The organism is Erwinia amylovora, from assembly GCF_017161565.1.
GTDB lineage: Bacteria > Pseudomonadota > Gammaproteobacteria > Enterobacterales > Enterobacteriaceae > Erwinia > Erwinia amylovora.
The window spans coordinates 2,726,154-2,752,011 of the sequence record NZ_CP066796.1 but is presented as its reverse complement, the minus strand read 5'-3'; the positions used below and the strand labels follow the sequence as shown (position 1 = coordinate 2,752,011).

General features: G+C 52.2%; 24 protein-coding genes and 1 other RNA gene. 18 read left to right on the top strand and 7 right to left on the bottom strand.

Features of this window, described 5'->3' with window-relative positions; translation table 11 throughout:
- Nucleotide 1: 1 nt before the first annotated feature.
- From JGC47_RS12605 to JGC47_RS18035, 15 genes are all read left to right on the top strand, one after another.
- Entirely contained in the window at nucleotides 2-1,126 is a 1,125-nt protein-coding gene (locus JGC47_RS12605; protein ID WP_004159241.1) for a flagellar basal body P-ring protein FlgI, read from the top strand.
- Nucleotides 1,126-2,067, top strand: coding sequence for a flagellar assembly peptidoglycan hydrolase FlgJ (gene flgJ / locus JGC47_RS12600; RefSeq protein ID WP_004159240.1), 942 nt, complete (start codon nucleotides 1,126-1,128; stop codon nucleotides 2,065-2,067). Before JGC47_RS12605 ends, flgJ begins: the two co-directional genes overlap by 1 nt.
- Before the next feature lie 108 nt (nucleotides 2,068-2,175).
- On the top strand, nucleotides 2,176-3,813 hold the full coding sequence (gene flgK / locus JGC47_RS12595; RefSeq protein ID WP_004159238.1) for a flagellar hook-associated protein FlgK: 1,638 nt from the start codon (nucleotides 2,176-2,178) through the stop codon (nucleotides 3,811-3,813).
- A gap of 24 nt (nucleotides 3,814-3,837) precedes the next feature.
- Nucleotides 3,838-4,746, top strand: coding sequence for a flagellar hook-associated protein FlgL (flgL, locus tag JGC47_RS12590; RefSeq protein WP_004159237.1), 909 nt, complete (start codon nucleotides 3,838-3,840; stop codon nucleotides 4,744-4,746).
- Between the two features lie 90 nt (nucleotides 4,747-4,836).
- On the top strand, nucleotides 4,837-6,477 hold the full coding sequence (locus JGC47_RS12585) for a methyl-accepting chemotaxis protein (protein ID WP_004164690.1): 1,641 nt from the start codon (nucleotides 4,837-4,839) through the stop codon (nucleotides 6,475-6,477).
- A gap of 171 nt (nucleotides 6,478-6,648) precedes the next feature.
- Nucleotides 6,649-7,380, top strand: a complete 732-nt coding sequence (locus tag JGC47_RS12580; protein ID WP_004159235.1) for an RNA polymerase sigma factor FliA — start codon at nucleotides 6,649-6,651, stop codon at nucleotides 7,378-7,380.
- 426 nt (nucleotides 7,381-7,806) lie between these two features.
- Nucleotides 7,807-8,157: a flagellar transcriptional regulator FlhD gene (flhD, locus tag JGC47_RS12575; protein WP_004159234.1), complete on the top strand. Its 351-nt coding sequence runs from the start codon at nucleotides 7,807-7,809 to the stop codon at nucleotides 8,155-8,157.
- Nucleotides 8,158-8,730: a flagellar transcriptional regulator FlhC gene (flhC, locus tag JGC47_RS12570; RefSeq protein WP_004159233.1), complete on the top strand. Its 573-nt coding sequence runs from the start codon at nucleotides 8,158-8,160 to the stop codon at nucleotides 8,728-8,730. It abuts the gene before it with no gap.
- Nucleotides 8,731-8,816: 86 nt separating this feature from the next.
- On the top strand, nucleotides 8,817-9,713 hold the full coding sequence (motA, locus tag JGC47_RS12565; protein WP_004159232.1) for a flagellar motor stator protein MotA: 897 nt from the start codon (nucleotides 8,817-8,819) through the stop codon (nucleotides 9,711-9,713).
- Nucleotides 9,710-10,618, top strand: coding sequence for a flagellar motor protein MotB (gene motB, locus JGC47_RS12560; RefSeq protein WP_004159230.1), 909 nt, complete (start codon nucleotides 9,710-9,712; stop codon nucleotides 10,616-10,618). The genes motA and motB overlap by 4 nt, the downstream gene beginning before the upstream one ends.
- Nucleotides 10,605-12,575 carry a chemotaxis protein CheA gene (gene cheA / locus JGC47_RS12555; RefSeq protein WP_004159228.1) on the top strand — a complete coding sequence of 657 codons (1,971 nt, stop codon included), beginning with the start codon at nucleotides 10,605-10,607 and terminating at the stop codon, nucleotides 12,573-12,575. The genes motB and cheA overlap by 14 nt, the downstream gene beginning before the upstream one ends.
- Nucleotides 12,572-13,078 (top strand): chemotaxis protein CheW, encoded by a 507-nt coding sequence (locus JGC47_RS12550; RefSeq protein ID WP_004159227.1) that lies wholly within the window; start codon nucleotides 12,572-12,574, stop codon nucleotides 13,076-13,078. Before cheA ends, JGC47_RS12550 begins: the two co-directional genes overlap by 4 nt.
- A 369-nt stretch (nucleotides 13,079-13,447) precedes the next feature.
- A complete protein-coding gene (locus JGC47_RS12540) occupies nucleotides 13,448-15,472 on the top strand; it encodes a capsular polysaccharide biosynthesis protein (RefSeq protein ID WP_004159224.1) in 2,025 nt (674 codons plus the stop codon).
- A 104-nt stretch (nucleotides 15,473-15,576) separates the two neighbouring features.
- Nucleotides 15,577-16,197: a Tar ligand binding domain-containing protein gene (locus JGC47_RS12535; RefSeq protein ID WP_004159221.1), complete on the top strand. Its 621-nt coding sequence runs from the start codon at nucleotides 15,577-15,579 to the stop codon at nucleotides 16,195-16,197.
- A 304-nt stretch (nucleotides 16,198-16,501) separates the two neighbouring features.
- On the top strand, nucleotides 16,502-16,855 hold the full coding sequence (locus JGC47_RS18035) for a TIR domain-containing protein (protein WP_080515489.1): 354 nt from the start codon (nucleotides 16,502-16,504) through the stop codon (nucleotides 16,853-16,855).
- 278 nt (nucleotides 16,856-17,133) lie between these two features.
- Here JGC47_RS18035 and ssrA read toward each other — a convergent pair.
- Nucleotides 17,134-17,514: a transfer-messenger RNA gene (gene ssrA / locus JGC47_RS12530) on the bottom strand.
- A gap of 49 nt (nucleotides 17,515-17,563) precedes the next feature.
- Nucleotides 17,564-18,046 (bottom strand): SsrA-binding protein SmpB, encoded by a 483-nt coding sequence (gene smpB, locus JGC47_RS12525; protein WP_013036172.1) that lies wholly within the window; start codon nucleotides 18,044-18,046, stop codon nucleotides 17,564-17,566.
- A gap of 160 nt (nucleotides 18,047-18,206) precedes the next feature.
- On the opposite strand from smpB, the gene JGC47_RS12520 reads away from it, so the two are divergent.
- Nucleotides 18,207-18,641, top strand: coding sequence for a type II toxin-antitoxin system RatA family toxin (locus JGC47_RS12520; protein ID WP_004159218.1), 435 nt, complete (start codon nucleotides 18,207-18,209; stop codon nucleotides 18,639-18,641).
- Nucleotides 18,634-18,921 carry an RnfH family protein gene (locus JGC47_RS12515; protein ID WP_004159216.1) on the top strand — a complete coding sequence of 96 codons (288 nt, stop codon included), beginning with the start codon at nucleotides 18,634-18,636 and terminating at the stop codon, nucleotides 18,919-18,921. The genes JGC47_RS12520 and JGC47_RS12515 overlap by 8 nt, the downstream gene beginning before the upstream one ends.
- A 135-nt stretch (nucleotides 18,922-19,056) precedes the next feature.
- Here the strand turns inward: JGC47_RS12515 and bamE are convergent, their stop codons facing one another.
- The 3 genes from bamE to nadK all read right to left on the bottom strand — a co-directional run bounded on the left by bamE (nucleotide 19,057) and on the right by nadK (nucleotide 22,221).
- Nucleotides 19,057-19,404, bottom strand: a complete 348-nt coding sequence (bamE, locus tag JGC47_RS12510; RefSeq protein ID WP_004159214.1) for an outer membrane protein assembly factor BamE — start codon at nucleotides 19,402-19,404, stop codon at nucleotides 19,057-19,059.
- A 190-nt stretch (nucleotides 19,405-19,594) separates the two neighbouring features.
- Nucleotides 19,595-21,256, bottom strand: a complete 1,662-nt coding sequence (gene recN / locus JGC47_RS12505) for a DNA repair protein RecN (protein ID WP_004159213.1) — start codon at nucleotides 21,254-21,256, stop codon at nucleotides 19,595-19,597.
- Nucleotides 21,257-21,342: 86 nt separating this feature from the next.
- Entirely contained in the window at nucleotides 21,343-22,221 is an 879-nt protein-coding gene (gene nadK / locus JGC47_RS12500) for an NAD(+) kinase (protein WP_004159212.1), read from the bottom strand.
- 123 nt (nucleotides 22,222-22,344) lie between these two features.
- Between nadK and grpE the strand changes: the two genes are divergently transcribed.
- Nucleotides 22,345-22,929 carry a nucleotide exchange factor GrpE gene (gene grpE, locus JGC47_RS12495; RefSeq protein ID WP_004159211.1) on the top strand — a complete coding sequence of 195 codons (585 nt, stop codon included), beginning with the start codon at nucleotides 22,345-22,347 and terminating at the stop codon, nucleotides 22,927-22,929.
- 151 nt (nucleotides 22,930-23,080) lie between these two features.
- Here grpE and ung read toward each other — a convergent pair whose 3' ends face one another.
- Nucleotides 23,081-23,761, bottom strand: a complete 681-nt coding sequence (ung, locus tag JGC47_RS12490; protein WP_004159210.1) for a uracil-DNA glycosylase — start codon at nucleotides 23,759-23,761, stop codon at nucleotides 23,081-23,083.
- Between the two features lie 658 nt (nucleotides 23,762-24,419).
- The gene (gene srmB / locus JGC47_RS12485; RefSeq protein WP_004159206.1) at nucleotides 24,420-25,748 is read right to left on the bottom strand and encodes an ATP-dependent RNA helicase SrmB; all 1,329 of its coding nucleotides are present in this window, start codon (nucleotides 25,746-25,748) and stop codon (nucleotides 24,420-24,422) included.
- Nucleotides 25,749-25,858 lie beyond the last annotated feature (110 nt).

Here is a 25,858-nt window from a genome sequence, read left to right as displayed (position 1 = left end):
AATGATGATGAAAAAACAAACCCTTTTAATGTCTGTCGGCATGCTGCTGTGCTCCCTGCTCGTGGCGTTACCCAACGCGGCCTGTGCCGAGCGTATACGCGATCTGACCACGGTGCAGGGTGTACGCCCCAACACGCTGATGGGTTACGGATTGGTGGTGGGGCTGGACGGCACCGGCGATCAGACCATGCAGGCTCCCTTCACCGGGCAGAGCCTGAATAACATGCTCTCCCAGCTGGGGATTACCGTACCGGCCGGGACGAATATGCAGCTCAAAAATATCGCGGCGGTGATGGTGACGGCCGAACTGCCGGCATTTTCCCGTCCTGGCGATCGCATCGATATCGTTGTCTCTTCGCTTGGCAATGCCAAAAGTTTGCGCGGCGGTACGCTGCTGATGACGCCCCTGAAAGGCGCGGATACCCAGATTTACGCCCTGGCACAGGGTAATGTACTGATTTCCGGCGCAGGCGCGCAGGCGGGTGGCAGCCGGGTTCAGGTTAATCAGCTTAATGGCGGGCGCATTAGCGGTGGGGCAACCGTCGAACGGGAAGTGCCTAACGATTTTGCCAGGCAAACGGCGTTGCGCCTGCAGCTCAACGAGACCGATTTTTCTCTGGCCCAGCAGATTAGCGATGCCATTAACCGCCGCTTTAGCGGTGGCGCGGTGCCGGAAGATGCGCGCACCGTGCGGCTGTTCGGCCCAACTGACGGGCCGTCACGCGTGCGCTTCCTCGCTAATATCCAGGACATACCGCTGCACGTTGCCGTGCAGGACGCCAAAGTGATCGTCAACTCGCGTACCGGTTCGGTGGTGATGAACCGTCACGTCACGCTTGAATCCTGTGCTATCGCCCACGGTGGCCTGACCGTTGAGGTCGCGCAAAACAACCTTATCAGCCAACCGGACACGCCATTAGCCGGTGGTGAAACCGTGGTGGTACCGCAGGCACAAATCTCGGTGCGCGACAGCGGCGGCGCGCTGCAGCGTGTTAACAGCAGCGCGGATCTGAATAACGTGGTACGTGCGTTAAACGGACTGGGCGCCACGCCCAACGAGCTGATGTCGATTCTACAGGCGATGAAAAGCGCTGGCTGTCTGCGGGCGAAACTGGAGATCAACTGATGAGCGCTAACCCACCGTTCAGCACTGCCGCATGGGATCTGCGTTCACTGGATGCGCTCAAACTGAAGGCGGCCAACAACGGGCCGCAGGCGCTGAAAGCGGCAGCGCAGCAGATGGAAGGGCTGTTTGTGCAGATGATGCTGAAGAGCATGCGTGACGCCAGTATCAAAGATGACGCACTGCACAGCCCGGCGACGGATATGTACACCTCGATGCACGATCAGCAGCTGGCTCAGGATATTGCACAAAAAAGCCAGCTCGGTTTTGCCGAGATGATCGTGCGGCAGATGGGTGGAGAAAGCGCGTCGCCGGCTGCGAACATTGCCGCACCTGTTGCCGCATCCTGGTCGTCGTTAGCCGATGGTTTACGTCCATCATCGCCTAAAGCCGAGGCGGTACCGCAGGCATCGCCGATAAACGCGGCCAGCGTGCAGGGCAGCAGTTCACAACCGTTTATTCAGCGTTTGCTGCGGCCGGCATTGCAGGCAGCGCAAAGCAGCGGTATTCACCCGCATCTTATCCTGGCGCAGGCGGCGCTGGAATCTGGCTGGGGTAAACGCGAAATCCCGTCCAGCGACGGCAAACCCAGCCACAACCTGTTTGGCATTAAAGCCAGCGCTGACTGGCAGGGGAAAACCACGGAAATCACCACCACGGAATACCGTAATGGTAGCCCGCACAAAGTGAAGGCTGCTTTCCGCGTCTATGACTCCTATACCGAAGCGCTGACCGACTACAGCAGGCTGTTGAGCAACAATCCGCGTTATCGCCATGTGGCGCAGTCCACTTCAGCGGAACAGGGCGCACATGCCTTACAGGCCGGGGGATATGCCACCGATCCCGCTTATGCCAGCAAGCTTAAGAGCATCATTCAGCAGGTGAAAGGCAGTATCAGCACCGGCATTCAGGCTTATAAGAATGACCTGAACGATATTTTTTAAGAAAGTTTTAGTTAATTTCCGAAAGACCGATGAAGTAATAAGAACAGTGGAATTCAGATTGCCCGGAATAACCTTCGGGTGATGCACTCAGAATCAGGTGGATAAACGATGAACCTTTTTAATATCGCCAGAAGTGGCCTAAGTAGCTCACAAGCAGGATTAAGCGTTATCGGCAGCAACATCAATAATGCCATGAATGGGCACTATAGCCGTCGCGATATTCTGTTGGGCGAATCCGGTGGCATGATTTCAGGCAAAGGCTTTTACGGTTTCGGCGTTCAGGTTAACGGCGTGCAGCGCGGCTACGATGCCTTTATCAACAATGAAATGCGCAGCGGGATCACCGCCTGTGCCGGCCACAAAGCCCGCTATGAGCAGCTGGCTGAAATCGACAATATGCTTGGCAACGATGAAACCAATCCCTCCGTTTCGCTAAATAAGTTCTTTGATGCGTTAAAAGAGATGGAAAAAGATCCAAGCGCACCTGCCGCCCGGCAGTCGGCTTTCAGCACGCTTGGTTCTCTGACCTATCAGTTTAACAGCAGCAGCGAGCGCCTTACCGGACTGGAAAAAAGCACCAATACGCAGATCAAGCAAAGCGTTGATGACATCAACAGCTGCACGCAACAGCTGGCGAAGCTGAATGAGAATATCGAGAAGATCGTCTCACAGCACGGTACGCCACCGGCAGATATGCTGGACGCGCGCGACGGCCTGCTGGAAGACCTGAGCATGCAGACCGGCATCAAGGTAAGCGAAGACAAGCTTACCGGCCGGATGGACGTGATGCTGGCCGACGGCCGCCCGCTGGTTTCCGGCTCTCGCGTTTACCAGCTGAAAGCAGAGGCCAGCGCAGAGAACCCCAATAAGACCGTGGTTTCCTATATCGATGCCAGCGGGAATGCCACCCGGCTTGACGAAGAGCGTATGACCGGCGGCGCACTGGGCGGCCTGTTTACCTTCCGTAACGAAGATTTGAGCAAGGCGCGCAATGAGCTGAACCAGATGGCGCTGAAAATGGCAGGGCGCTTCAACGAAGTCAACGGCCAGGGCTATGACCAGAACGGCAACCCTGGCGGCGACCTGTTTAACGTTCCTACCCCGGAAGCGCTGGCCAACCGTAATAATGGCGGTACTGCCAGCATCGATGTCAAATTAACCGCACCCTACACTGACATCAATGCAGAGGACTACACCATCACCTTCACCAACGGTGACTGGGAAGTGAAAGGGGCAGATGGTCGCGTGGTGCCGCATACGGTTAACGCAGCCGGCGAACTGGAGTTTGATGGTGTCAGCCTCGGCGTCAGCGGCACGGCAGAGGAAGGCGACAGCTTTATGCTGAACCCCGCAGCCGGCGTGGCGGAAAATGTCAGCGTGGCGATCGCCAACGGCGAAGCTATCGCCGCCTCCGATTCCAGCGATCCAGAGGAAGTCTCGAATAACAAAAACCTGGCCCTGCTGCTGGGAATTCAGGATGAAAAGCTGATCGGTAAAGCGACGCTGACCGAGTCCTATGCCAGCCTGGTCAGTGGGCTTGGCTCAACAACCAGTGCGTTAAAAGCCGATTACTCCACCTCAGGTAGCGTGTTGAAAGAGTTGACGACTAAGTGGCAGTCGGTGGTTGGCGTTAACCTGGAAGATGAGTATGTGACCCTGAGTATGTTTGAAAAGTACTACCAGGCGAATGCTCAGGTCCTGCAAACGGCCACTACGATGCTTGACACCCTGTTAGCCATTAAGTAATCGCTCCAGCGAAGAGGAAAAATCATGCGCTTAAGCACGCAATATATGTACAAGCAGAACATGGAGAGCATGTCTGCCCTGATGGATCAAAACAACGGCCTTTTTAGCCGTATCAGCGCGGGTAAAACTCTGCTGGCCGCTTCCGACAATCCCGGAGGGGCAGCAGATGCCGTTATTATGCAAAATGCGCTGGCGAAAATGGAACTGTATAAGGATGCCCGTGCCGGCGTGCGCAGCGGTATGGAGCAGGAGGATTCTACCCTGAGTTCCGTCGGCAAATTGCTGACTAAAAACCTCAGCGAGAAGCTGGTTGCCGCGATGAACGGAACCCTGTCGGAAGAGGATCGCGCCGTACTGGGGCAGGAAATTGAAGGTATCAGTAAGAATATGCTGGACCTGGCCAATACTCGCGACGGCAGCGGTCGCTATATTTTCTCCGGTTTCAAAACCGCGACTGCCGCGTTCGACGATCAGGGTAACTACCAGGGCGGAGATACCGCCATTCACCAGACGGTAGCTGATGGCAGTGACATGCAGACCAGCCATCTCGGCAGCGATATCTTTATGAGCGGAACCGGCAGCGATCTGTTTAAAAATCTGCAGGAAGCGGTCAGCGAGCTGACCAAATCGCCGATCGATGAAGAACAGCTCAAATCGGCGCTGGGTGCGGCGAGCAAAGCGGTGGATGCGGGGATTGATCGTTTAGGCAAGGTGCAGGCCGATTTAGGTACCCAGCTGCAACAGCTCGACGCGCTGGATATCCAGGCCGACGACGATTTCAACGCAATGGTGGGCAAACTGCAGAGCGCGCTGGGGGCAGACACCAGTACGCAGATTAATTTAATTCAAAGAACGAAGATGGCTGAAGTGGTTATGGAAGCCTCAATGAAGGTATTCCAGTCAATGCAGAAGATGAGCCTGTTCAGATCGTAATTCTGATCTTTATTATCGCACTTACCAAGCTAAGGATACAGCATACTGACGGCGGGCAAATGCCTGCTGTCAGTATGCTGTATGGAGATTATGTTAAAAAATCTGAAAATTAACACCACAATCAGCATGATTATTGGCCTGTTCGCTATCACGCTGTTGTTGACCACCAGCTTCTTTGCGATGAACGGCTATGTGACCAAGAAGCACCTTAACTATATTGTTGTTGCCGCCTCCAGTGACCGACATGTACGTGATGCGGCTTATAATATTACTGCCAGCATTGCGCATATTAACAGTCAGATGCTGCAAACCGCCTCAGGAAAGACCATTTCCCAGGACATGGTGCACGCCACCGATGAAATTCTCGGTAAGGCACGCCAGAGCATGGATGATTTTATGACCTCGTCGTTTAACAGCGAGGAGGAGCGTAAAGTGGCAACGGAGATCCTGACCACGTTTAATCGGCTCTACGCGGTGGTGGTGAACAAAAAGCAGTTTATTACTACACCAGCACGCTATACCGGCTCACTGGAAAGTGAAGTGGAGATACGTAACCTGCTGCGCGCGAAGCTAAGGGACTACACCGAAGCCTCAAACCACGTTAGTGATGCCTATATCAATGAGGCTGAAAGTGATAATAAGCAAATGATCGCTATCAGTATTATCGTTGTGATCTGTGCGCTGATGATGTGGCTGTTCGTGCGCTATTGGCTGAAACGTACGCTGGTACAGCGCCTCGATCTGACCGTAAGCTCACTGCAAACCATAGCTGAAGGTGATTTAAGTAAAAAAGTACTGGCCGGCAACCATAATGAAATTGGCATGATGCTAAGAGCCCTTGAGCAAATGCGTAATGCCCTGACGGGGACCATTGTCGGTATTCGCAAAGGCGTGCTGGGCATTCACAAAAATGCCCGTGAGATTGCCACCGGTAACAATGAGCTGTCATCGCGTACCGAACAGCAGGCGTCGGCGCTGCAGGAAACGGCAGCCAGCATGGAGCAAATCAAAACCACCGTGCGCCAAAATGCGGATAATGCCCATACGGCACGTCAGCTGGCAGAAAGCGCCAGCGGCAATGCCCGAAGTGGCGGCGATGCCATGCATAATCTTGAGGATATTATGCAGAAAATCAGCACCAGCTCACGCCAGATTGCCGACATCAATGGCGTCATTGACAGTATTGCAAATCAGACCAATATTCTGGCACTGAATGCTGCCGTTGAGGCTGCCCGTGCCGGCGAACAGGGGCGCGGTTTTGCCGTGGTCGCTGAAGAGGTGCGCAATCTGGCAAAACGCAGTGCCGAGGCGGCGAAAGAGATCAATCATCTGATCAATACCTGCGTATCGACTGTGGATGCCGGCTCGCGTCAGGTGGTACAGGCCAGCAGCGTGATGCAGGAAATAGTTTCTTCCGTCACTCAGGTTACCGAGATTATGGGGGAAATTACCTCTGCCTCCGACGAACAGAGCGCCGGGATTAACCAGATTTCCCAGGCGGTTAACGAGATGGATCTGGTGACACAGCAAAATGCCGCGATGGTTGAAGAAGCTGCAATGGCTGCCGGCGAACTGGAAATGCAGTCTGATGCCCTGGAGAACCTGGTGGCGCAGTTTGTACTCAATGAAAACCGCGAAAGTAAACCTGTAGAATTGACCCGAACTGGCCAGGTAAAAGATTATAAAACCGCAGCGATGCATGCGGATAACGATCAATGGGAAACCTTTTAATTCCCGATAATGCCTGTGTTTGTGATAGTAATTTAAATCGAAAGTTCACCGTGATGTTTATCGGGAAATCAAAGTAGCGGATTAGGCATTTTTATAAGGGGTTTTTGCACTATTTGAATTCCGCTTTTCATCGGATAATTCCAGTTGATATTATTGGGTGAGAGCGTTAGCGTGAGCGGAATATATACCCCGGGTGGCATTGAAGATAAGACGATATTATGGGGAAAGTACAACCATATAGTCCGTCAAGAGGCATTACGCTTACAAAAGCGTTTGCCAGCCAGTGTGGAACTTGATGATCTTATTCAGGCTGGGTCGCTAGGTTTTTTGTCGGCAATCGATCATTTCGACCCGACAAAAGGGGTCACGCTCAGCGCCTTCCTCGCCCAACGTATACGCTGGGCATTAATGGATGAATTGCGTGAGCGTGACTGGGTGCCAAGACGGGTGCGGAAACATGCCAGGGAAATGACGGCGGTTATTCAGCAGCTGGAGCAGAATAAAGGCGGCGAGGCATCAGAAGCGGATATTGCCACAGAAATGGGCGTCTCTGTTTGTGAATTGCAGCAGATGCTGGCAGATACCAATAGCAGCCAGATTTATTCGCTTGATGAACTGCAGGAACAGTTTGCTGATTCGTATGAAACAATCGATGAAGAAAATGAAGCATTAAATCCTGTACACCAGGCCGTGCAGGAAAACCTGGTTGGGAAGATTGCAGAACATATCAGTGTCATCCCCGAAAGAGAACAGGTAATTCTGCAACTTTACTATCAGCAAGATCTGAACATGAGAGAGATTGGCGCTGTTCTCAGTCTGACTGAGACGCGGGTTAGCCAGTTACACAGTCTGGCGATAAAAAGAATCAGGGCCAGAATGGATGCCCTGAACGGCTGTGAGTGAATTTATGGTTTTGAACAAATAAATCTGGGTGTGATGTCGATAGAAATCAGGATTTTCATTTTTGTTTACTTTTAACATCATTATGTTGCCAATTAATAAGGAATAATCCTTTTAATTTGTTTTAATTTTTTTTAATTATTCTTTTAATCAATCAGTTATGTATCTTTCAGGCAGGTTGTGCATTTGGATGTGTTGTGATTGAAAATCGGTGTGGGTAGGATGCTTCCTCGATTTTGATGCAGCCGCAGTCGACAGGGAAATCAATACATTCATATTTAATTGCGCCTAACCAATTGCCATGTTGGTCGCCGTAAATATCAATGCCAAAAGGCTTTGTGTCAGTATCTGGTTGCCGGTTTTATTTTGGGTATCTTTTACATAATGACATGACCGGTTCGTACTGAGTGAGATTAAGAGAATTAGATAATGCCTAGTTTTGATGAGCACCTGCAGAGTATCCATGATATTAATCTGTCATATTTACTGCTTTCACAACAATTAATTCGTAAAGATAAATTTGCTGCTGGATTTCGCCTCGGGCTGTCTGAAGCGACGATTGATAACTTGAAAGCACTTTCATTACCTCAGTTGATGAAACTGGCAGCAACTAATCAGCTGATTTGTCGTCTGCGTGTCGATGATGATATTGCTATTGAAAATCTGACCAAAGATTCACGAATTGAAGCTTTACAGCAAATTCATACCGGGATCCTTTTGTCGACAGATTTACTTAATAAATTAAGCTGTCAACAAAGTACCTCATCCGGAGGGCAGTAAATGAGCGATAAAAGCCTGCTGAATGAAATTAACGAAGTGAATATCGCCATGGAACTGATTAATCTTGGGGCAAGAATGCAGGTTCTTGAATCGGAAACGTCTATCAGTCGTCGGCGTCTGCTGCGTTTATATAAAGAATTACGTGGCTGTCCGCCGCCTAAAGGCATGCTGCCTTTTTCCGAAGACTGGTTTATGTCTTGGGAACAAAATATACATTCTTCAATGTTTTATAATATTTATCTCTATTTGCAGAAAGCTGAAAAAGGGCGGCCGATTAAAACCCTGATGAAAGCCTACCGGCTTTATCTTGAGCAATGTTATCCGCGCTCGTCAGAAAAACCCGTATTGGGATTAACGCGAGCGTGGACGCTATTACGTTTTGTTGGTTGCGGAATCATTTCGCAGAAATCCTGTGCTGTATGCAAAGGAGGCTTTGTGGTGGCAACGGAATTTATCAAGAATCCGTTTACCTGCAGCCTGTGCAGCCCGCCTTCACGGGCGCTGAAGAAAACGCAGGTTAACAACCATGAGTACGTCAGTTCTTACCCTCAGCAGTTGACTGCTTCTGCCTGAACAGCATTGCATGGCAGTCAACGGGCCGGTTTCCCGTTGCAGGCAGAGACGCCGGCACGGGACGTAAACGATAAAAAGGAGTAATTGTGTTAGTAGTCATTGGCTATTTGGTTGTTATTGCGACTGTTTTTGGCGGGTTTGTCCTTTCCGGCGGCAGTCTTGGCTCTTTATTTCAGCCGGTTGAGCTACTGATCATCGGCGGTGCGGGTATCGGTGCCTTTATTGTCGGTAATAATATGAAGTCGTTAAAGGCTACCGGCAGAGCGCTGGTGCGTCTGTTCTTCGGCCGCAGCTACAGTAAAGTCGTCTATATGGATCTGATGGCTATGCTGTTTCTTCTGCTCTCCAAGAGCCGCGTTCAGGGCCTGATGTCGCTGGAGAAGGATATCGAGGATCCTATCAATAGCGATATTTTCAGTGCATATCCACGGTTACTTTCCGACCCGACGCTCATCAATTTTGTGCTTGATTACTTCCGTCTGATGATCAGCGGCAGTATGAACGCCCACCAAATTGAAGATTTGATGGACGAAGAAATTGAAACCTGTCAGGAAGAACTGGAAGTGCCGTCGCAAAGTCTGAATACCGTCGGTGACGCCTTCCCGGCCTTTGGTATTGTGGCGGCAGTTATGGGCGTGGTGAACGCGCTGGGGGCGGCTGACCGTCCCGCTGCCGAGCTGGGCATGCTGATTGCGCACGCTATGGTCGGAACTTTCCTCGGGATCCTTATCGCTTATGGCTTTGTGCTGCCGCTGGCGACGGTATTGCGCCAGAAGAGCAGCGATCAGGTCAAAATGTTGCAATGTATCAAGGTCACGCTGCTCTCCAGCCTCAATGGCTATGCGCCGCAAATCGCCGTCGAGTTTGGCCGTAAGACGTTATATACCAGCGAGCGTCCCTCCTTTGAAGAGCTGGAAACCCACGTTCGTGAGGTCAAAAGCAACGGTAATTTCAAAAATCAGTCCGGGGATGCTGCTGAATGAAAGCAACCACTCCCATTATCAGGCAGCGCAAGCGCAAGCATAAAAAGCATGCTCACCACGGTGGGACATGGAAAATCGCCTACGCCGATTTTATGACGGCAATGATGGCTTTTTTTCTGGTGATGTGGCTGCTCGCTTCCTCTTCCGATATGCAGCGAGAGATGATCGCCGATTATTTCCGTATGCCCATCAAGCCGACAATGGGGCAGGGTAATAAGACCAGTTTCAGCGAAAGCATCATCCCCGGAGGGGGCGATGATGTGATAAGGCAAGAGGGTGAAGTTTACAAACACCAGGTCGACAAGCTGGACAAATTCAAGAACGTAGAAAGTCTGAAGAAAGTCAAAACCCGTCTGGAAACGATGATCGAGAGCGATCCGCGCCTGAGTAACTTTAAATCTAACCTGATGCTGACGCTGACGGATGACGGCCTGATGATCCAAATTACTGACAGTCAGGAACGGCCTATGTTCAAGACCGGCAGTGAAGCGCCTGAATCGTATATGAACGGCATTTTGCAGGCGCTGGTCCCTTTACTGAAAGAGCTGCCTAATTCGCTCAGTCTGACCGGGCATACCGACTCGTTGGCTTATGCCGGCGGCAGCGGTGGCTACAGCAACTGGGAACTATCCACCGGGCGAGCCAATGCTGCACGACGTGTGCTAATTAATGCCGGACTGGATGACGATCGCATTTTACGCGTGATAGGTACCGGTAGCCGCATGGGGCTGGCGGATATCAGCGCAGATAACCCGATGAACCGACGTATCAGCGTTCTGGTACTGAGCAAGCTCAAGGAACGGCAGGTGCTGGAAGAAAACAGCATTCTCCAGCAGACAGACTCGGTTCTCCCTCTGGGAACCAGCGTGAGCGCGGTTCAGGGATATACAGATGGATCTCAATGATTTCTCGCAGGTTTTCTTCTCAGAAGCAGAAGAGCTGTTGTCCGATATGGAGCAACATCTGCTACTGCTGGACGTTGCGCGTCCTGATATTGAGCAGCTAAATGCGATATTTCGTGCGGCCCATTCCCTGAAGGGGGGGGCGGCCACCTTTGGGTTTAGCGTGCTGCAGGAAACCACGCATCTGTTAGAAAATTTACTGGATAAAGCCCGCTGCGGCGAGATACAGCTGAGCCGCGATATGGTTAATCTTTTTCTGGAAGGTAAGGACATTATGCAAGCGCAGCTTGAAGCCTATCAGTCGTTGCAGGAACCAGATGAAGAGTGTTTTCGCTATATTTGCGCGGCGCTACAGCAGATTGCGTTGTCGGAAAAAGGCGAACTGTCGCTGCCGGTAGAGCAACCAGCCACGCCATCTGTAACGCATGCCGCCACAAGCGAAGTTCGCCTTACCGTGACGCTAAGCGGCATCAAAATGCAAGAGCAGTCGCTGCTGCTTGATGAGCTGGCTAACCTCGGAACCGTCATTGGTCACCGGCCTGTTGCCAGCGGTATTGAGGTTGAACTGGAGACCTCGGTACTCGCCGACGAGATCGGCGCAGTGTTATGTTTTGTGCTTGATGAATCCCAGATTGATATTCGTCCGTCGGCTGGCGTCAGTCCGCCGGTTGCAGCCGATGCCGTCGCGCCTGCACAGATCCCGGCAGTGACTGCGGCAGCGGCAGCGATCACCAGCACGAAACCGGATATGGCGAAGCGCCCGAGTGCGACAGAATCCGGCAGCATTCGTGTGGCGGTGGAAAAGGTTGACATGATCATCAATCAGGTGGGTGAGCTGATTATCACCCAGTCGATATTTTCCCAGCTGACCGAGCAGCTTGACCCGGCCAAGTACGGCATGTTGCTTAGCAGCGTGGCACAGCTGGAACGTAATGCGCGCGAGTTGCAGCAGTCGGTGATGTCGATCCGCATGATGCCGATGGATTACGTCTTTAGCCGCTTCCCGCGCCTGGTTCACGATCTTGGTGCACGGCTGAATAAAGAAGTCGAGCTGACCTTGCTGGGCGGTGCCGCCGAACTGGATAAAAGTCTGATTGAACGCATTATCGACCCGTTAACGCATCTGGTACGCAACAGTCTCGATCATGGCATTGAGGAAAAGGACGAACGTCTGCGTAAAGGAAAAAGCGCCACGGGCAATCTGACGCTGTCGGCAGAACATCACGGCGGCAATATCGTTATTGAAGTCAGGGATGATGGTGCCGGCCTGAATCGGGAAAAACTGCTGGCCAAAGCGCGATCGCGCGGTACTCAGATTGCCGATTCAGCCAGCGACGATGAAGTGTGGATGCTGATATTTGCTGCCGGTTTTTCAACGGCAACTAACGTGACCGATGTCTCCGGGCGCGGGGTCGGTATGGATGTCGTGCGGCGCAATATTCTGGCAATGGGCGGACATGTGGAAGTCTGTTCGGTCAGGGATCAAGGCACCACCATCCGTATTCTGCTGCCGCTAACGCTGGCCATCCTTGACGGCATGTCCGTCAAAGTGGGTGACGAAATCTATGTGCTGCCGCTCAACGTGGTGATGGAATCGTTGAAACCCAGTGCAGATATGCTTTATCAATTTGTCGGACAGTCCCGGCTGGTGCAGGTACGCGGTGAGTATCTGCCGTTAACGGAACTGCGCCAGGCCTTTGATGTGTCCGGTGAGGCTGCATCTGAAGACGGCATCATCGTGATTGTGCAAAGCGGTGGCTGCCGCTATGCGCTGTGGGTCGATCAGCTGGTTGGCCAGCATCAGGTTGTGGTGAAAAATCTTGAACACAATTATCGCAAAGTGCCCGGTATCTCTGCCGCGACCATCCTGGGCGATGGCAGCGTGGCGCTGATTCTGGATGTCATTGAACTGGCCAGCCTGAGTCATCAATCCGATCGTTTAGAAGGAAAGAAAATATGACCTTAAAAGCTGGCAATCATCCTGCCGTAGCCGATGCCGGTCGGCAAAAATACCTGGTATTTCGCTTAGCGAATGAAGAATACGGCATCGATATTTTGAAAGTGCAGGAGATCCGCGGCTGCGACAGGGTTACGCGTATTCCCAACGTGCCTGAATTTATTACCGGTGTAACCAACTTGCGCGGCGTGATTGTGCCGATCGTCGATTTGCGCGTGCGTTTTGAGCTGGCGGTGGAGGCCGAGAATACCGCCGCTGTGGTTATCGTGTTGAATCTGAAAGATCGCGTGTTGGGCGTTATGGTTGATGGCGTTGCTGACGTGCTGTCACTGGATGAAAGCCAAATCAGGCCGACGCCGGATGTCTCCTCAGTGATGGCCAGCAGTTATCTGGAAGGGATTGGCGTGATAGACAAGCGCATGGTCATTCTGGTGGATATTGAGATGCTGCTCAGTCGCGAAGAGATGCAGGTGGTGGGATCGCTGGCAGATGCCATGGCGGAATAAATACCCAGGCACGCAGATCGGCGGGCGGCAGAAAACCAGCACGGCGGGAACTCTGTTAATGGCTGGTATTACCAGACATCCTTCAACGGGTTGAACTGCGTCATGCCGGCTTTAAACGCAATGTATTTCCCGACGCAAGGCAATTTTACCTCGTAGGGAACGGAATATCAGGCTCTTCTTATACAGAATATTGAAGACATCCGGAATATATCCGGCCCGCATTACCCGCTCGCTGTCCTGGCAAAAAGGATTCTGGCGCGATAAGGAAATCAGCATGATGCACAAAATAACGACAGGCCCCGTTCGCAATGCTTTTTTGCAGCAGTCCGGGCGGGAAAGCGAATGGCAGGTTAAGCAACAGGTAGCATTATGATTGGCATTTATTCTTCCGGCATCTGGCGTATTCCCCACCTGGCTAACTTTCTGCGTGAGCGTTGCCACAAAGTCGCGCTGCGCCATGCTCTGCCCGCAGAGGTGGATGCAATAGCCGTATGGGGTTATCGTCCATCAGGTAAAAAAGAGGTTCGGGCTGCCCAATCCGCCGGCAAGACCCTGATGCGACTAGAGGACGGCTTTATCCGTTCGCAGGGGCTGGGAGTAGAGGGCGCGTCGCCATTTTCCATGGTCGTTGATCGTCTTGGCATGTACTACGATGCCGGGCGCCCCAGTACGCTTGAGCGCATGATCCAGGACACGCCAGGTAACAGCGTGCTGGCGGCGGAAGCGGAAGATGCCATGCGGACCATTGTTAACGAAGATCTCTCCAAATTTAATCACGCTCTGCCGTTTAAACGCACAACGCCGATACCGTCTGAAGTCGTGCTGGTGGTGGATCAAACCGCTGGCGATCTGTCAGTCAAGTGGGGCGGTGGCGGCGCGACTGATTTTAGCCGCATGGTAAATGCAGCGCTGAGCGAAAATCCTAACGCGACAATCTGGGTCAAGGTTCATCCTGATGTCCTGAGTGGTTCCAGACAGGGCTATTTAGGTGCAGTAGAGTTGGATGACCGGGTCCACCTGTTCACCGAGGATGTCAGCCCGCAATCTTTGCTGCGTGTAGTGACTAAAGTCTATGTTGTTACCTCGCAGTTAGGTTTCGAGGCGTTGCTGGCGGGTAAACCGGTAGTGTGTTTCGGTCTGCCGTGGTATGCCGCCTGGGGGCTGACCGACGACCGTCACTCTGGTGCCGTCTGCCTGGCGCAACGGCGGGGGCGCGCCTCGCTGACCGCGCTGTTTACCGCTGCCTATTTGCGCTACAGCCGCTATATTCATCCCTCAAACGGGCAACCTGCAAGACTGAGCGAAGTCCTTGAATGGCTGGTGCGTGAGCGCCAGCACGGCCTGCAACGTGTCGGACATTTATGGGCACCCGGGCTTCCGCTGTGGAAAGCAACGATGGTGAAACCGTTTTTGCACACGCGTGATAATCAGCTGACCATGGCCAGGCGTTGCCGACCGGCAGAAGCTTGCGTGGTTTGGGGGATCAAAGGAGAGCGCCGCTGGAGCAAGCTGGCACAACAACGCGGTATTCCCGTCTGGCGCATGGAAAATGGCCTTTTACGTTCCAGCGGACACGGATCGGCTCAGAAGCCGCCGCTGTCGCTTGTGCTTGATAAACAGGGCATCTATTACGATGCGCGTCGCCCGAGCGATCTGGAACAGATGCTGAATAACAGCCAGCTTTCAGCGCAGCAAGCGACAAGAGCGCAGCGGCTTCATCAACGGCTGGTGGAGCAGCGCACCGGCAAACAAAACGTTGGCCATTTCCGGCTGCCTGACGCCGCAGCTCATCGCCTGGCGATACTGGTACTGGGGCAGGTGGAAGACGATATTTCGCTCGCCACCGGAGCGCTCGGGGTGCGTACCAATCATGATTTATTACATCGCGTGCGCGAAGATTATCCCCAGGCATTTATTTTTTATAAGCCACATCCGGACGCGCTGACGGGAGATATGAAGGGGGATATTTCACCTGATGCACTGAGCGGCCTGGCGGATTTCGACGCGCGCGACGTCGATATTATCCAGTGCATCATGCAGGCAGATGAAGTGCATACCATGACTTCGCTGTGGGGATTTGAAGCGCTGCTGCACGGAAAACGTGTTCATTGCTACGGATTGCCTTTCTATGCAGGTTGGGGGCTAACGGACGATGAGTTTCCTTGCGCCCGTCGCACGCGCAAACTGACGCGAAACGATCTGATTTATCAGGGACTGATCGCTTATCCCACCTATCTTGATCCTCATAACTATACGGTGATTAGCCCTGAGGATGCGGTGGAAATATTAGTAGAAACGCCGCATGGCAGGCCGTGCACCATGAAAAGAATTCGCCGCAGGATCCGGCACTATTTCCGCCAGCTAATGATGTTTATCAAGCTCAAGCTGTTCTGATAAACCGGCAGCAGAGATATCTGTTGGATAAACGGCCTGTTTGGCAATAAAGGCAATATGGTTCGATCAAAATCCTGCGGCAAAACGGAATAAGAATCTTAACTATGCCTTCAAGAAAGTACATTTTGATTGGCTTCGCTATTTTTATGCTGGTCGTGATGATCGGCATTAGCAATAGCGCAACTGATACAAAAAAATTGAAAGCGTCATCGCATGATATTGATCTACAGATTGGCGTTATTCTGTCACTGATCGACCCGATTAATCACGGGCGTACCAGTCAGATGTATCTGGAGAATTATCTGGATGAAATTGATTCTGGCGATTTCGAGCGTGCAGCAGAGTCACTTATTCTGGCAAAATCCTTATTGGTAAAGGCCGATGCGGCCTTTGCGGCATTTATACAGACGGAGCTACTGGCGGGGGAAGAGAAGCTAAGAGAGAGCTATCGGGCAAGCTATCTTAATCTGCGCCAACAGGGGATGGATCCGCTCATGGCATCGGCAGAACGCCATGACCGGGTGGCGTTTTCTGCTGCTTCGATAAAAGTGGCCAAGCTGAGATCGAAATTCGAAAAACACCTTAGCGGCGAGCTTATGCTGCATGAAAAATATTCCCAACAGTTAAATGCCATCCCCGGCGATAAGTATTTTTTTAGCATCATTATGGGGCTACCCTATTTTGAACAGGTGAAAGGTATAAATTATGTCGTGCCGCAGATATAGAACGGAAATGCCCGATATAACGGCTGGTTGATCCTCGTTCCCTTCATTCACAGCACAAACGGATATCGACGGTGTCTGGCTGTATTCCGTAATTTTTCTCGCACCGGGGCAAGCCGCCATGTACTGCTATATGCCAGGGTTGCTTCACCGTGAAGAGATTAAGAATCACGCCATAAACGGGAACAATAGATAAGCCGCGAAGCTAAAAGCAGTGAACAAGGGCATAAGCACAATTCCCTGCTAACCACCTGTGCTTTATTCTTCGTGGGCTGAAAAGATCGATATCGAATGATGTGTAGCATGGCTGACGAATAGTGGCTGGCTCCAAAATCATTCGAGCATTGACGTCGAACTTGATAAATCTGACCTGGTTTCGCTATTAATAAGCCCCGATTTCCTGGCTTCCAGTTATTGTTTTGACGTCGAAGTCCAGCGAGCAATGCAGCTAAGATCTCAGGGAAATTGCGCAGTTATACCTGTCATTTTGCGACCGTGTGACTGGCAGTCAGCTAATACCCCATTCAGCAAACTTTTAGCGGTACCAACAGACGGTTTTCCAGTTACACAGTGGCCCAATAAAGATGACGCATTTTTAGATATTGTTAAGCAGTTACGTAAAGCGTTAGAATCTCTGTTAGTTAAAACTGCTGCGAAATGACCAAGGCATGTTGCTTCTACGGAAAAATTATTCCCTTCTACTGTTCCCCATATTGATAAGCCCCGCTCAAGTAATCTCAGATTGGCGAAAACATTTACTGATGACGATAAAGATAGATTCTTAGATGAAACTATGCATACATTAAAAATTTCTTTGGCGAGGCGTGGATTCTGGCAACTCTAAAGAAAATATGATGGGCACAAAAAAGCCCGCAGGGCTTGCGCCGTGCGGGCTTTCAGGACTTCTGCGGACGATTCTGGTATCGCCGCTGAAGAATTTGGTGGAGCTGGCGGGAGTTGAACCCGCGTCCAGAATTACTACACCGTCGGCACTACATGCTTAGTCCAGTTATTACATTCGCCGGTTAGCTGCGAACGGACACGCTACTAACAAACTAGCCTGATTGGATTTAACGCTTCAACCCCAGGCAGGGCATCCACGCGATCTCTTTTAGTTTTGACCTCTCTTGATCCCCGTCCTAAGAGCGGAGGCTAGGGAGAGAGGACACCTTCAGTTTATTAAGCTGATTAAGCTGCTAAAGCAGCAGGTGCGAAGTTTTCGTCGTTTGCGACTATTTTTTTGCGGCTTTTAACGAGGCAAACCGCCCCTCGGCATGCTCCTAGGGCTTTGCAAATCCTGTCGAATCCAGAATCAGCCCCAAGTACTGTCGTGTACTATATCACAAAAAGCGGGCGCTGCACCAGCAAGTTAGCGGTTGGCGTGCTTCATGATACGGGCTTTGTCTAATTTCCATTCGCGGTCTTTAATATCATCACGCTTGTCATGTTCTTTCTTCCCTTTTGCAAGGCCAATCTTAAGCTTGGCCCAGGCATTTTTCCAGTACATCGATAGCGCTACAATGGTATATCCGTCACGATTAGCTTTGCCGATAAGCGTATCCAGTTCTCGCTGCTTCAGCAGCAGCTTACGGCTGCGAGTTGGGTCGCACACAATATGTGAGGACGCAACGCTTAGCGGCTGGAAGGTGGAACCGAACAGGAAAGCTTCGCCATCGCGTAGCAGAATATAGCTGTCGCTGATGTTGGCTTTGCCGGCACGGAGAGATTTAACTTCCCATCCCTGTAGCGAAAGACCGGCTTCGAACTCTTCTTCAATGAAGTATTCGTGGCGGGCGCGCTTATTCATGGCAATGGTAGCGGAACCGGGTTTATGTGCTTTTTTCTTTGTCATAGTGCCCGTTATTGTACATGAAGCGGTGATTGATGGCATCCCCGTCACGGCTGCCGCGAGGGAAAAAAGCTATTTTAGCAGAAGCTTCGCAGCAGAGAATTTTTGTTTGATAACTGTCGATGGTATTATCAGGCGGTTATGAGAAATGACAGGAATCGATATGTCCCAGATTAGTCGTTCTGCGCTGGTCCCGTTCAGTGCCGAGCAAATGTTTCGCCTGGTTAACGATGTAGACAGTTATTCGCAGTTTCTACCCGGCTGTGTGGGAAGCCGGGTTCTGGATGCCGGCCCCGCTCAGATGACCGCCGCAGTGGATGTCTCCAAAGCAGGGATAAGCAAGACTTTCGTCACACGCAACACGCTGACTGACAACCAGAGTATTGATATGCAGCTGGTCGATGGTCCGTTTCGCAAGTTAAGCGGCGGCTGGCGTTTCACCGCACTGAGCGAAGAAGCCTGTAAGGTAGAGCTGAACCTGGATTTTGAATTCACCAATATGCTGGTGGAGTTGGCGTTTGGTCGGGTATTTAAAGAGCTTGCCAGCAGCATGGTGCAGGCATTTACCCAGCGCGCAAAAGAGGTTTACAGTGTCTGACATCACTGTGGAAGTGGTGTATGCACTTCCTGACAAGCAGTATATTTACAATGTTAAGGTTCCGCAGGGCAGCTCCGTTGAGCAGGCGATTAACGCCTCGGGGCTGCTACAGCTGCGCCCGGAGATTAATCTGCAGGAAAATAAGGTGGGCATTTTTAGCCGGCCAGTAAAGCTAATGGATGAAGTCAACAGCGGCGACCGCGTGGAAATATATCGCCCGCTGATAGCCGACCCCAAAGATCTGCGTCGCCAACGCGCCGAGCGCGCGGCAAAAAAATAAGGCGCTTCGCGCGCCCTATCTGCTCTTATTTACCAACGGTTAAACTTCTTCCCGATTAAGCCTATGCCCCAGTCTGTGCGAAACAGCAGGGCGGTTTTGCTGGTCTGAACCGCGTTCAGGTCTTGCAAGCAGGGGTTAACCGGCGTTTTTGCTCAGAGCCGGCTTATTATCAATGTTGGTCAGCGTGCCGCTTCTGTCAAAAGACAGTGTTAGCGTCTGCTGCTTAACCGGTTCATGACCGGGCTCCTGACGGAAGACGTAAAACCACTGATTGCGACCAAACGGATCTTGCATCATCGGTGTGCCCAGGGTGTAAGCAACCTGCTGCTGTGTCATTCCGGTGTGAATTTTTGCCACATCGTTGGCAACCAGGTAATTGCCTTGGTTGATATCCGGGCGGTAAACCACTCGCTCCAGAGTGGAACATCCGGCGGTCATCATCAGAAGAACCACCGCAGCAGCAGTCAGCGTTTTACAGCGCATATTCAATGTTTATTCCTTTGTGGCTATATTCGTAACCCCTGAATGCCTGAACCACAGCGTCAGGACTTCCGGGGCTGTCAGTAGGCAGCAATAACTTCAGCTTAAGCTGCCGATGATAATAAACCTTTCCGCAGTTTAAAACCTCTGTGAAGCATCGATATGACCACAAACCACGAATAAAGTGCAATGGTCAGGCAGCTAAAAGCTCCCTGGCGTTCGCCAGCGTGTTGCGGGTGACCTCGCTTCCGCCCAGCAGGCGTGCCAGTTCCTGCAGGCGTGAGCGCTTATCCAGCAGCTGCATATGGGTTTCGGTCATTTCACCGTCGGTTTCTTTATTGACGAAAAAGTGCTGATGACCGCAGCCCGCGACCTGCGGCAGATGTGTAACGCACATGACTTGCGTAGATTCGCCCAGCTGGCGCAGCATTTTGCCGACCACGGCAGCGGTTGGACCGCTGATGCCGACATCCACTTCGTCGAAAATCAGCGCCGGGGTATCCATCTTACGCGCGGTAATCACCTGAATCGCCAGTGCGATACGGGACAGTTCACCACCTGATGCCACTTTTGCCAGCGGCTGGACAGCCTGACCTGGGTTAGTGCTGACACGGAAATCAATGCGGTCGGCTCCTTCAGCAGTCAGGTGGTCCGGGTTGAATTGAATGTCGATGGTAAAGCGACCGTGTGGCATCGACAGCATATGCATACTGTCAGTGATGAGTCCGCTCAGTTCTTCTGCGAAATGAACGCGGCGCTGATGCAGCTGCTCTGCACAGCTAACGGCAGCGGAGTAGTGCGTGTTAACGGCCTGGTTCAGTTCGTCCAGGTCGCTTTCCTGCTGGTCCAGCAACTGTTGCTCGTCCAGCAGCTGCTGATGGAAGCCGGGTAGCTCTTCCGGGCTGATATGATGCTTGCGCGCCAGCCCAATCTGACGCGAAAGACGCTGTTCCAGCTCGTGCAGGCGATTAGGGTCAAGGTCAAGACGATCGCAGTAGTGGCGCAGCTCGTCACTTGCTTCGCCAATCTGAATAGCGGCTTCTTCCAGCATAGAGAAAACGCCACTCAGTTTATCATCCATCTCAATCAGCTCGCTCATCAGCTGGCGTGCGCTGTACAGCTGGCTTAGTAAATTGTTGTCTTCGCCGTCTGCCAGCATCAGCAGCGTCTGCTGGCTGGTAGAAAGCAGCTGTCCGCTGTTGGCCAGCCGCTTATACTCGTCATCAATTTGTTCAAATTCGCCGCTGGCCGGGGCAAATTCATTAAGCTCTTTCAACTGGTAGTGCAACAGTTCTCGTCTTGCCTCACGCTCTTGCGATTGTTGCTGATGCTGGGCAAGGGCGCGGCAGCTTTGGTGCCACTGACGGTAATGCCGCCCCATGCGTTGCATCAGTTCAGGTTCTGCGGCATAGGCATCAAGCAGCGTTTTCTGGTGTTCGGATTTGAGCAGTAGCTGATGGGCATGCTGACCGTGGATTTGAATCAGTGTCTGGCCCAGGTCGCGCAGCTGTGAAAGCGGCACCGCAGTACCATTGATGAAGCCGCGAGAGCGGCCGTCGCTGCCGATCACCCGGCGCAGCAGGCATTCATTGCCGTCATCCAGCTGATTGTCTTGCAGCCAGCGCTGGGCTGACGGCGTATCTTTCAGGGAGAAACGTGCACAGATATCCGCTCGTGATGCTCCCTGACGTACCATATCTGCTTCGGCACGACCACCCAGACAAAGACCCAGCGCGTCGATGGCGATGGATTTACCCGCCCCTGTTTCGCCGGTGATGGCCGTCATACCGCGCTGGAAATCGATCTCCAGCTCGCGCACGATGGCGAAATTACTGATAGTCAGTTGTGACAGCATAGTTGCCTTCCTGTATGAAAACACAGATATGGTTTTTCATACAGTATATACTGGTTTTATAAACAGTAAACAAAGTGGGCGCTTTTTTAGAATAATTTTTTTGACCAGCCGAGCTTTGAACTGAGTGTATTGAAATAATTGTAGTTTTTGGGATGAATTAAGTTGAGGTGGTAATCGCTGCGGCGGATAAGCACATCTTCGCTCTGTTGAATAGGCAGCGCTATCTGGCTGTCGCAGCTGATCTCAAGGTCACTGCGCATATGGGAAAAACGCAGGCGAATGGTACTGCTGCTGTTGATCACCAGCGGACGCGCTGACAGGGTATGCGGGAACATCGGCACCAGCGCAATCGCATCCAGCGATGGCGTCAGGATTGGCCCCCCGGCAGAGAGTGAATAGGCGGTTGAGCCGGTTGGGGTTGAGATGATCAGCCCGTCAGAACGCTGTGAAAAGGCGAAATTTTCATCGATATATACTTCGAATTCAATCATATGTGCCACTTTGCCCGGATGCAGCACCACTTCGTTTATTGCCGTACCGATGCGCGGCGTGCCGGACTGGCGGCACACCTGTGCCTCCAGCAGAAAACGGCTTTCAACGAAATAGTCGCCTTCCAGCACGTCGGCCAGCTGCTGCAGGGCATTATCCGGGTCTAAATCGGTAAGAAACCCGAGGTTGCCACGGTTGATGCCGATGACTTTTATATCGTAGCGCGCCAGCACGCGGGCGGCACCCAGCATATTGCCATCGCCGCCGACCACCACTGCCAGGTCGGCTCTGCGGCCGATTTCTGCCAATGTACCGGTTTCAACGCCTTCCAGCTTTAATTCCCGCGCTATCTGCTGTTCGATAATCACCTGATAGCCTTTCTCCGTCAGCCAGCGATACAGCATTCCATGCGTGGTGAGCGCGGTTGGATGGCGTGGATGGCCAACGATCCCGATACAGCTGAAAGGGTTATTCATGTTACTGACATTCCTTAGGAGGTAAACTCCCCCGACAATGTGACTGGTTCCCTTGAAACCGCGATTCTGATCCCCATAATAAGCGAACCAGCGAGATGAATATGCACAAACGCGGAGAATTTCATGAGTAGTAAAGAACAGAACACACCTAACGAGCAAGTCTCAGACGAAATTGAGATGGAGCAGGCACAAAATCAGGACGCGGAGACGGCAGCAGAAGTGGTGGATCCGCGTGATGAGCGTATTGCTCAGCTGGAGGTCCAGCTTGCTGAATCACAGAACGGCGTGCGTGATGCACAGCTGCGCGCTCAGGCAGAAATCGAAAACATCCGTCGCCGTGCCGAGCTGGATGTGGAAAAAGCGCATAAGTTTGCGCTGGAGAAATTCTCCAATGAACTGCTGCCGGTGATTGACAGCCTGGAGCGTGCGCTGGAAGTGGCGGATAAGTCCAATCCTGAGCTGGCAGCCATGATCGAAGGTATTGAGCTGACGATGAAGTCGTTGCTGGGGGCAGTACGCAAGTTCGGCGTTGAAGTGGTGGGTGACACCAACGTACCATTCAACCCGGAGGTTCACCAGGCGATGTCGATGATGGAATCGGAAGAAGTCGAGCCTAACCACGTTATGATGGTGATGCAGCGAGGCTATACGCTCAACGGTCGCCTGCTGCGCCCAGCTATGGTCGCAGTGGCTAAAAGTAAAAGCTGATCTTCGCAGCCCGGACGCTTCCGTTATGATATAGCCGCAGCAAGCGGCTATTTTTATGTCCCTAGGCAGATTCTGATGGCATCAGATTATCGAGGTTGCGCCCGCCGTTGCCTTGCCATAACCGTGGCCTGGAGGCGCATGTCCCACTCCACTACGGCGTGAGTTGTGGCAGCCAGTCGATCGGGGTTTCACCCTGCTCACTCAACCAGCGGTTGGTTTTAGAGAAGTGAGCACAGCCAAAGAAGCCGCGATGTGCGGAAAGGGGAGAAGGATGCGGGGCCTGCAACACATAGTGGCGTTGGCGATCGATAATGCTGCCTTTCTTCTGGGCATGAGATCCCCATAACAAAAACACCACGCCTTCACGGTGTTGGTTGATGGCGGCGATCACATTATCAGTAAAGGTTTCCCAGCCGAACTTAGCATGCGAATGTGCCTGACCGGCTTCCACCGTCAGCACGGTGTTGAGCAACATGACGCCCTGGCGCGCCCAGCTTTCGAGAAAGCCGTGGTTTGGGCGTTCGAAGCCGGGAATATCGGTCACCAGCTCTTTATAGATATTGACCAGCGACGGGGGCACCGCAACGCCCGGTAGCACGGAAAAGGCCAGCCCGTGCGCCTGATTGGGGCCATGATAGGGGTCCTGTCCCAAAATCACCACCTTCACTGCGCCTAATCCGGTAAGGCGGAAAGCATTGAAGACATCCTTTTGTGGGGGATAAATCGTCTTACCGGACGCGCGTTCAGCGGCGACCATTGCTAAAGTGTCCCTGAAATAAGGTTGCTCTTTTTCCTCAGCCAGCACGTCGTGCCAGGTCATGGTATTGACCATTATCCTCTCCTTTACGTGTCAAAGTACGTAGCTTATCGCGCTTTGCCAGCATGTAATAATGAAAAAGAGGGCAATTTTGCACAAGCGCATACGCTGTTCCGAGCGTGAAAACAGAAACAAAACAGAAAGTTGCTGTTTGAATAATTCCCCCTTCGCGTGCAGCTTGATTTGCATCAATAAGCCTCAAGCCACGATGGCTATACAGTTCAGGGATTTATTTATCAAACCGGTACAGGCTATCCGGCCTGAGCCGTTAGTGCCGGCAGGCAAAATATGATCGGCGGAATTCACGCCACCTGATCTGCCAATCGTGCGCTCTATCTGGTCAGGCGCTAGGTTTTAATACACGGATGCCGGAACAGCAGCGTGAGGCGATTAACCGTCCCTTTACGGGCAGCCTGTCAGGCTCAAACGGGCAGGATAATCAAGCGGGTGTTGGATAACTCACCAGCCGTTTGCCTGTCTAATTATCTGATCTGAAAAACTAAATAAGGTCTACCCAGCATAGTGGTAAGAGATATGCCGCGCTTTCATCACCGATCCACTGAATGATGACTTAGAGGGGGGCATACAAAATGGGTGAAAAAATGCACCGCGACTTGCTGGCTGGCCAACTTTTGCGGTGCAGTCAATTAAGGCGAATATGCCAACGCTAAGGCTATTCAGCGGAGTCTGTTTTGGCGCTGGTTGGCTTACGGCGCTTACCAATGTTTTTGCTGTTGCGATGGCGCTCTTTCACGCGTGGCTTCTCTTCCGCTTTCTGTTTATTTTTTTGTTCAACGCGCTTAGCCAGAACTTTCTTCGAGGGCTTGCCTTTCAGTTTTTCGTTTGGTGCACGCGTGGTCGGGCGCAGTTGATCAATGACGCGTGCTTTTATCGGCTCTTTAACGTAGCGGATGATTTTACCCAGCAGCAGATTGTCATGCGCTTCAACCAGTGAGATGGCGATGCCTTTTTTGCCAGCACGCCCGGTGCGGCCAATGCGGTGCAGATAGGTATCGGAGGTAACCGGCATATCGAAGTTAATCACATGGCTGACATCATCAATGTCGATGCCGCGTGCGGCGATGTCGGTGGCAACCAGCACGTTCACCCGGCCGTCAACCACGCGCTTAATCGCCTCGTTACGTTTGGCCTGTACCAGCTCCCCTTCAAGATAGCTGCTGTTGATACCTGCTTCACGCAGCCAGCCACAGACTTCATGCACGCGCTCACGCTTACGCACAAACACTACGGCACGCGTAACCTCTGGCTGTTTCAGCAAATGCAGTAACAGCGCGGTTTTGTGTTTGATGTCATCCGCACGGTAATACCACTGCTGAATTTTTTTGCGTTCGCGCCGTGCCGGATCGGCTTCTATTTCAACCGGTTCGTTAAGAATACGCTCGGCGAAATCTTTGATAGCTTCGCCTTCCAGCGTGGCGGAGAACAGCAGCGTTTGTTTGCGCCATCGGGTTTCTGCCGAGATGGTTTCGATATCCTGAGCAAAGCCCATATCCAGCATCCGGTCGGCTTCATCGAGGATCAGCGTTTCGACTGCGCGACAGTCGAAGTTTTCTTCCTTAATGTATTGCAGCAGACGCCCGGTAGTCGCAACGACCACGTCCTGATTTTCGCTGAACACCTCAGCGTGGTTCATAAACGCCACGCCGCCGGTGATGGTGGCAATATCCAGACGGGTGTGTTTTGCCAGCTCGCGCGCCTGATCGGCGACCTGCATAGCCAGTTCACGGGTGGGGGTCAGGATCAGAATACGCGGCGGGCCTGACTTCTTACGCGGGAAGTCGAGCAAATGTTGGAGCGCGGGCAGCAGATAGGCCGCAGTCTTGCCTGTACCGGTTGGTGCCGAACCCAGAACATCACGACCCTCCAGTGCTGGCGGGATAGCCTCGGCTTGAATAGCCGTGGGGCGCGTGAAGCCTTTCTCCTGCAGGGACTGCAGCAGGCTCTCGTCAAGTTCAAGTTCGGAAAAAGTGGTTACAGTCATGGTCTACCTCAGTTTGGGGCGCTGATTATAGACAGATTAAGCGCGATCTTCATCTGTTTGTGTGGAGTTAATCACTTTTCCTTCGTCTAAGATTGCCCTATGCTAGCGCC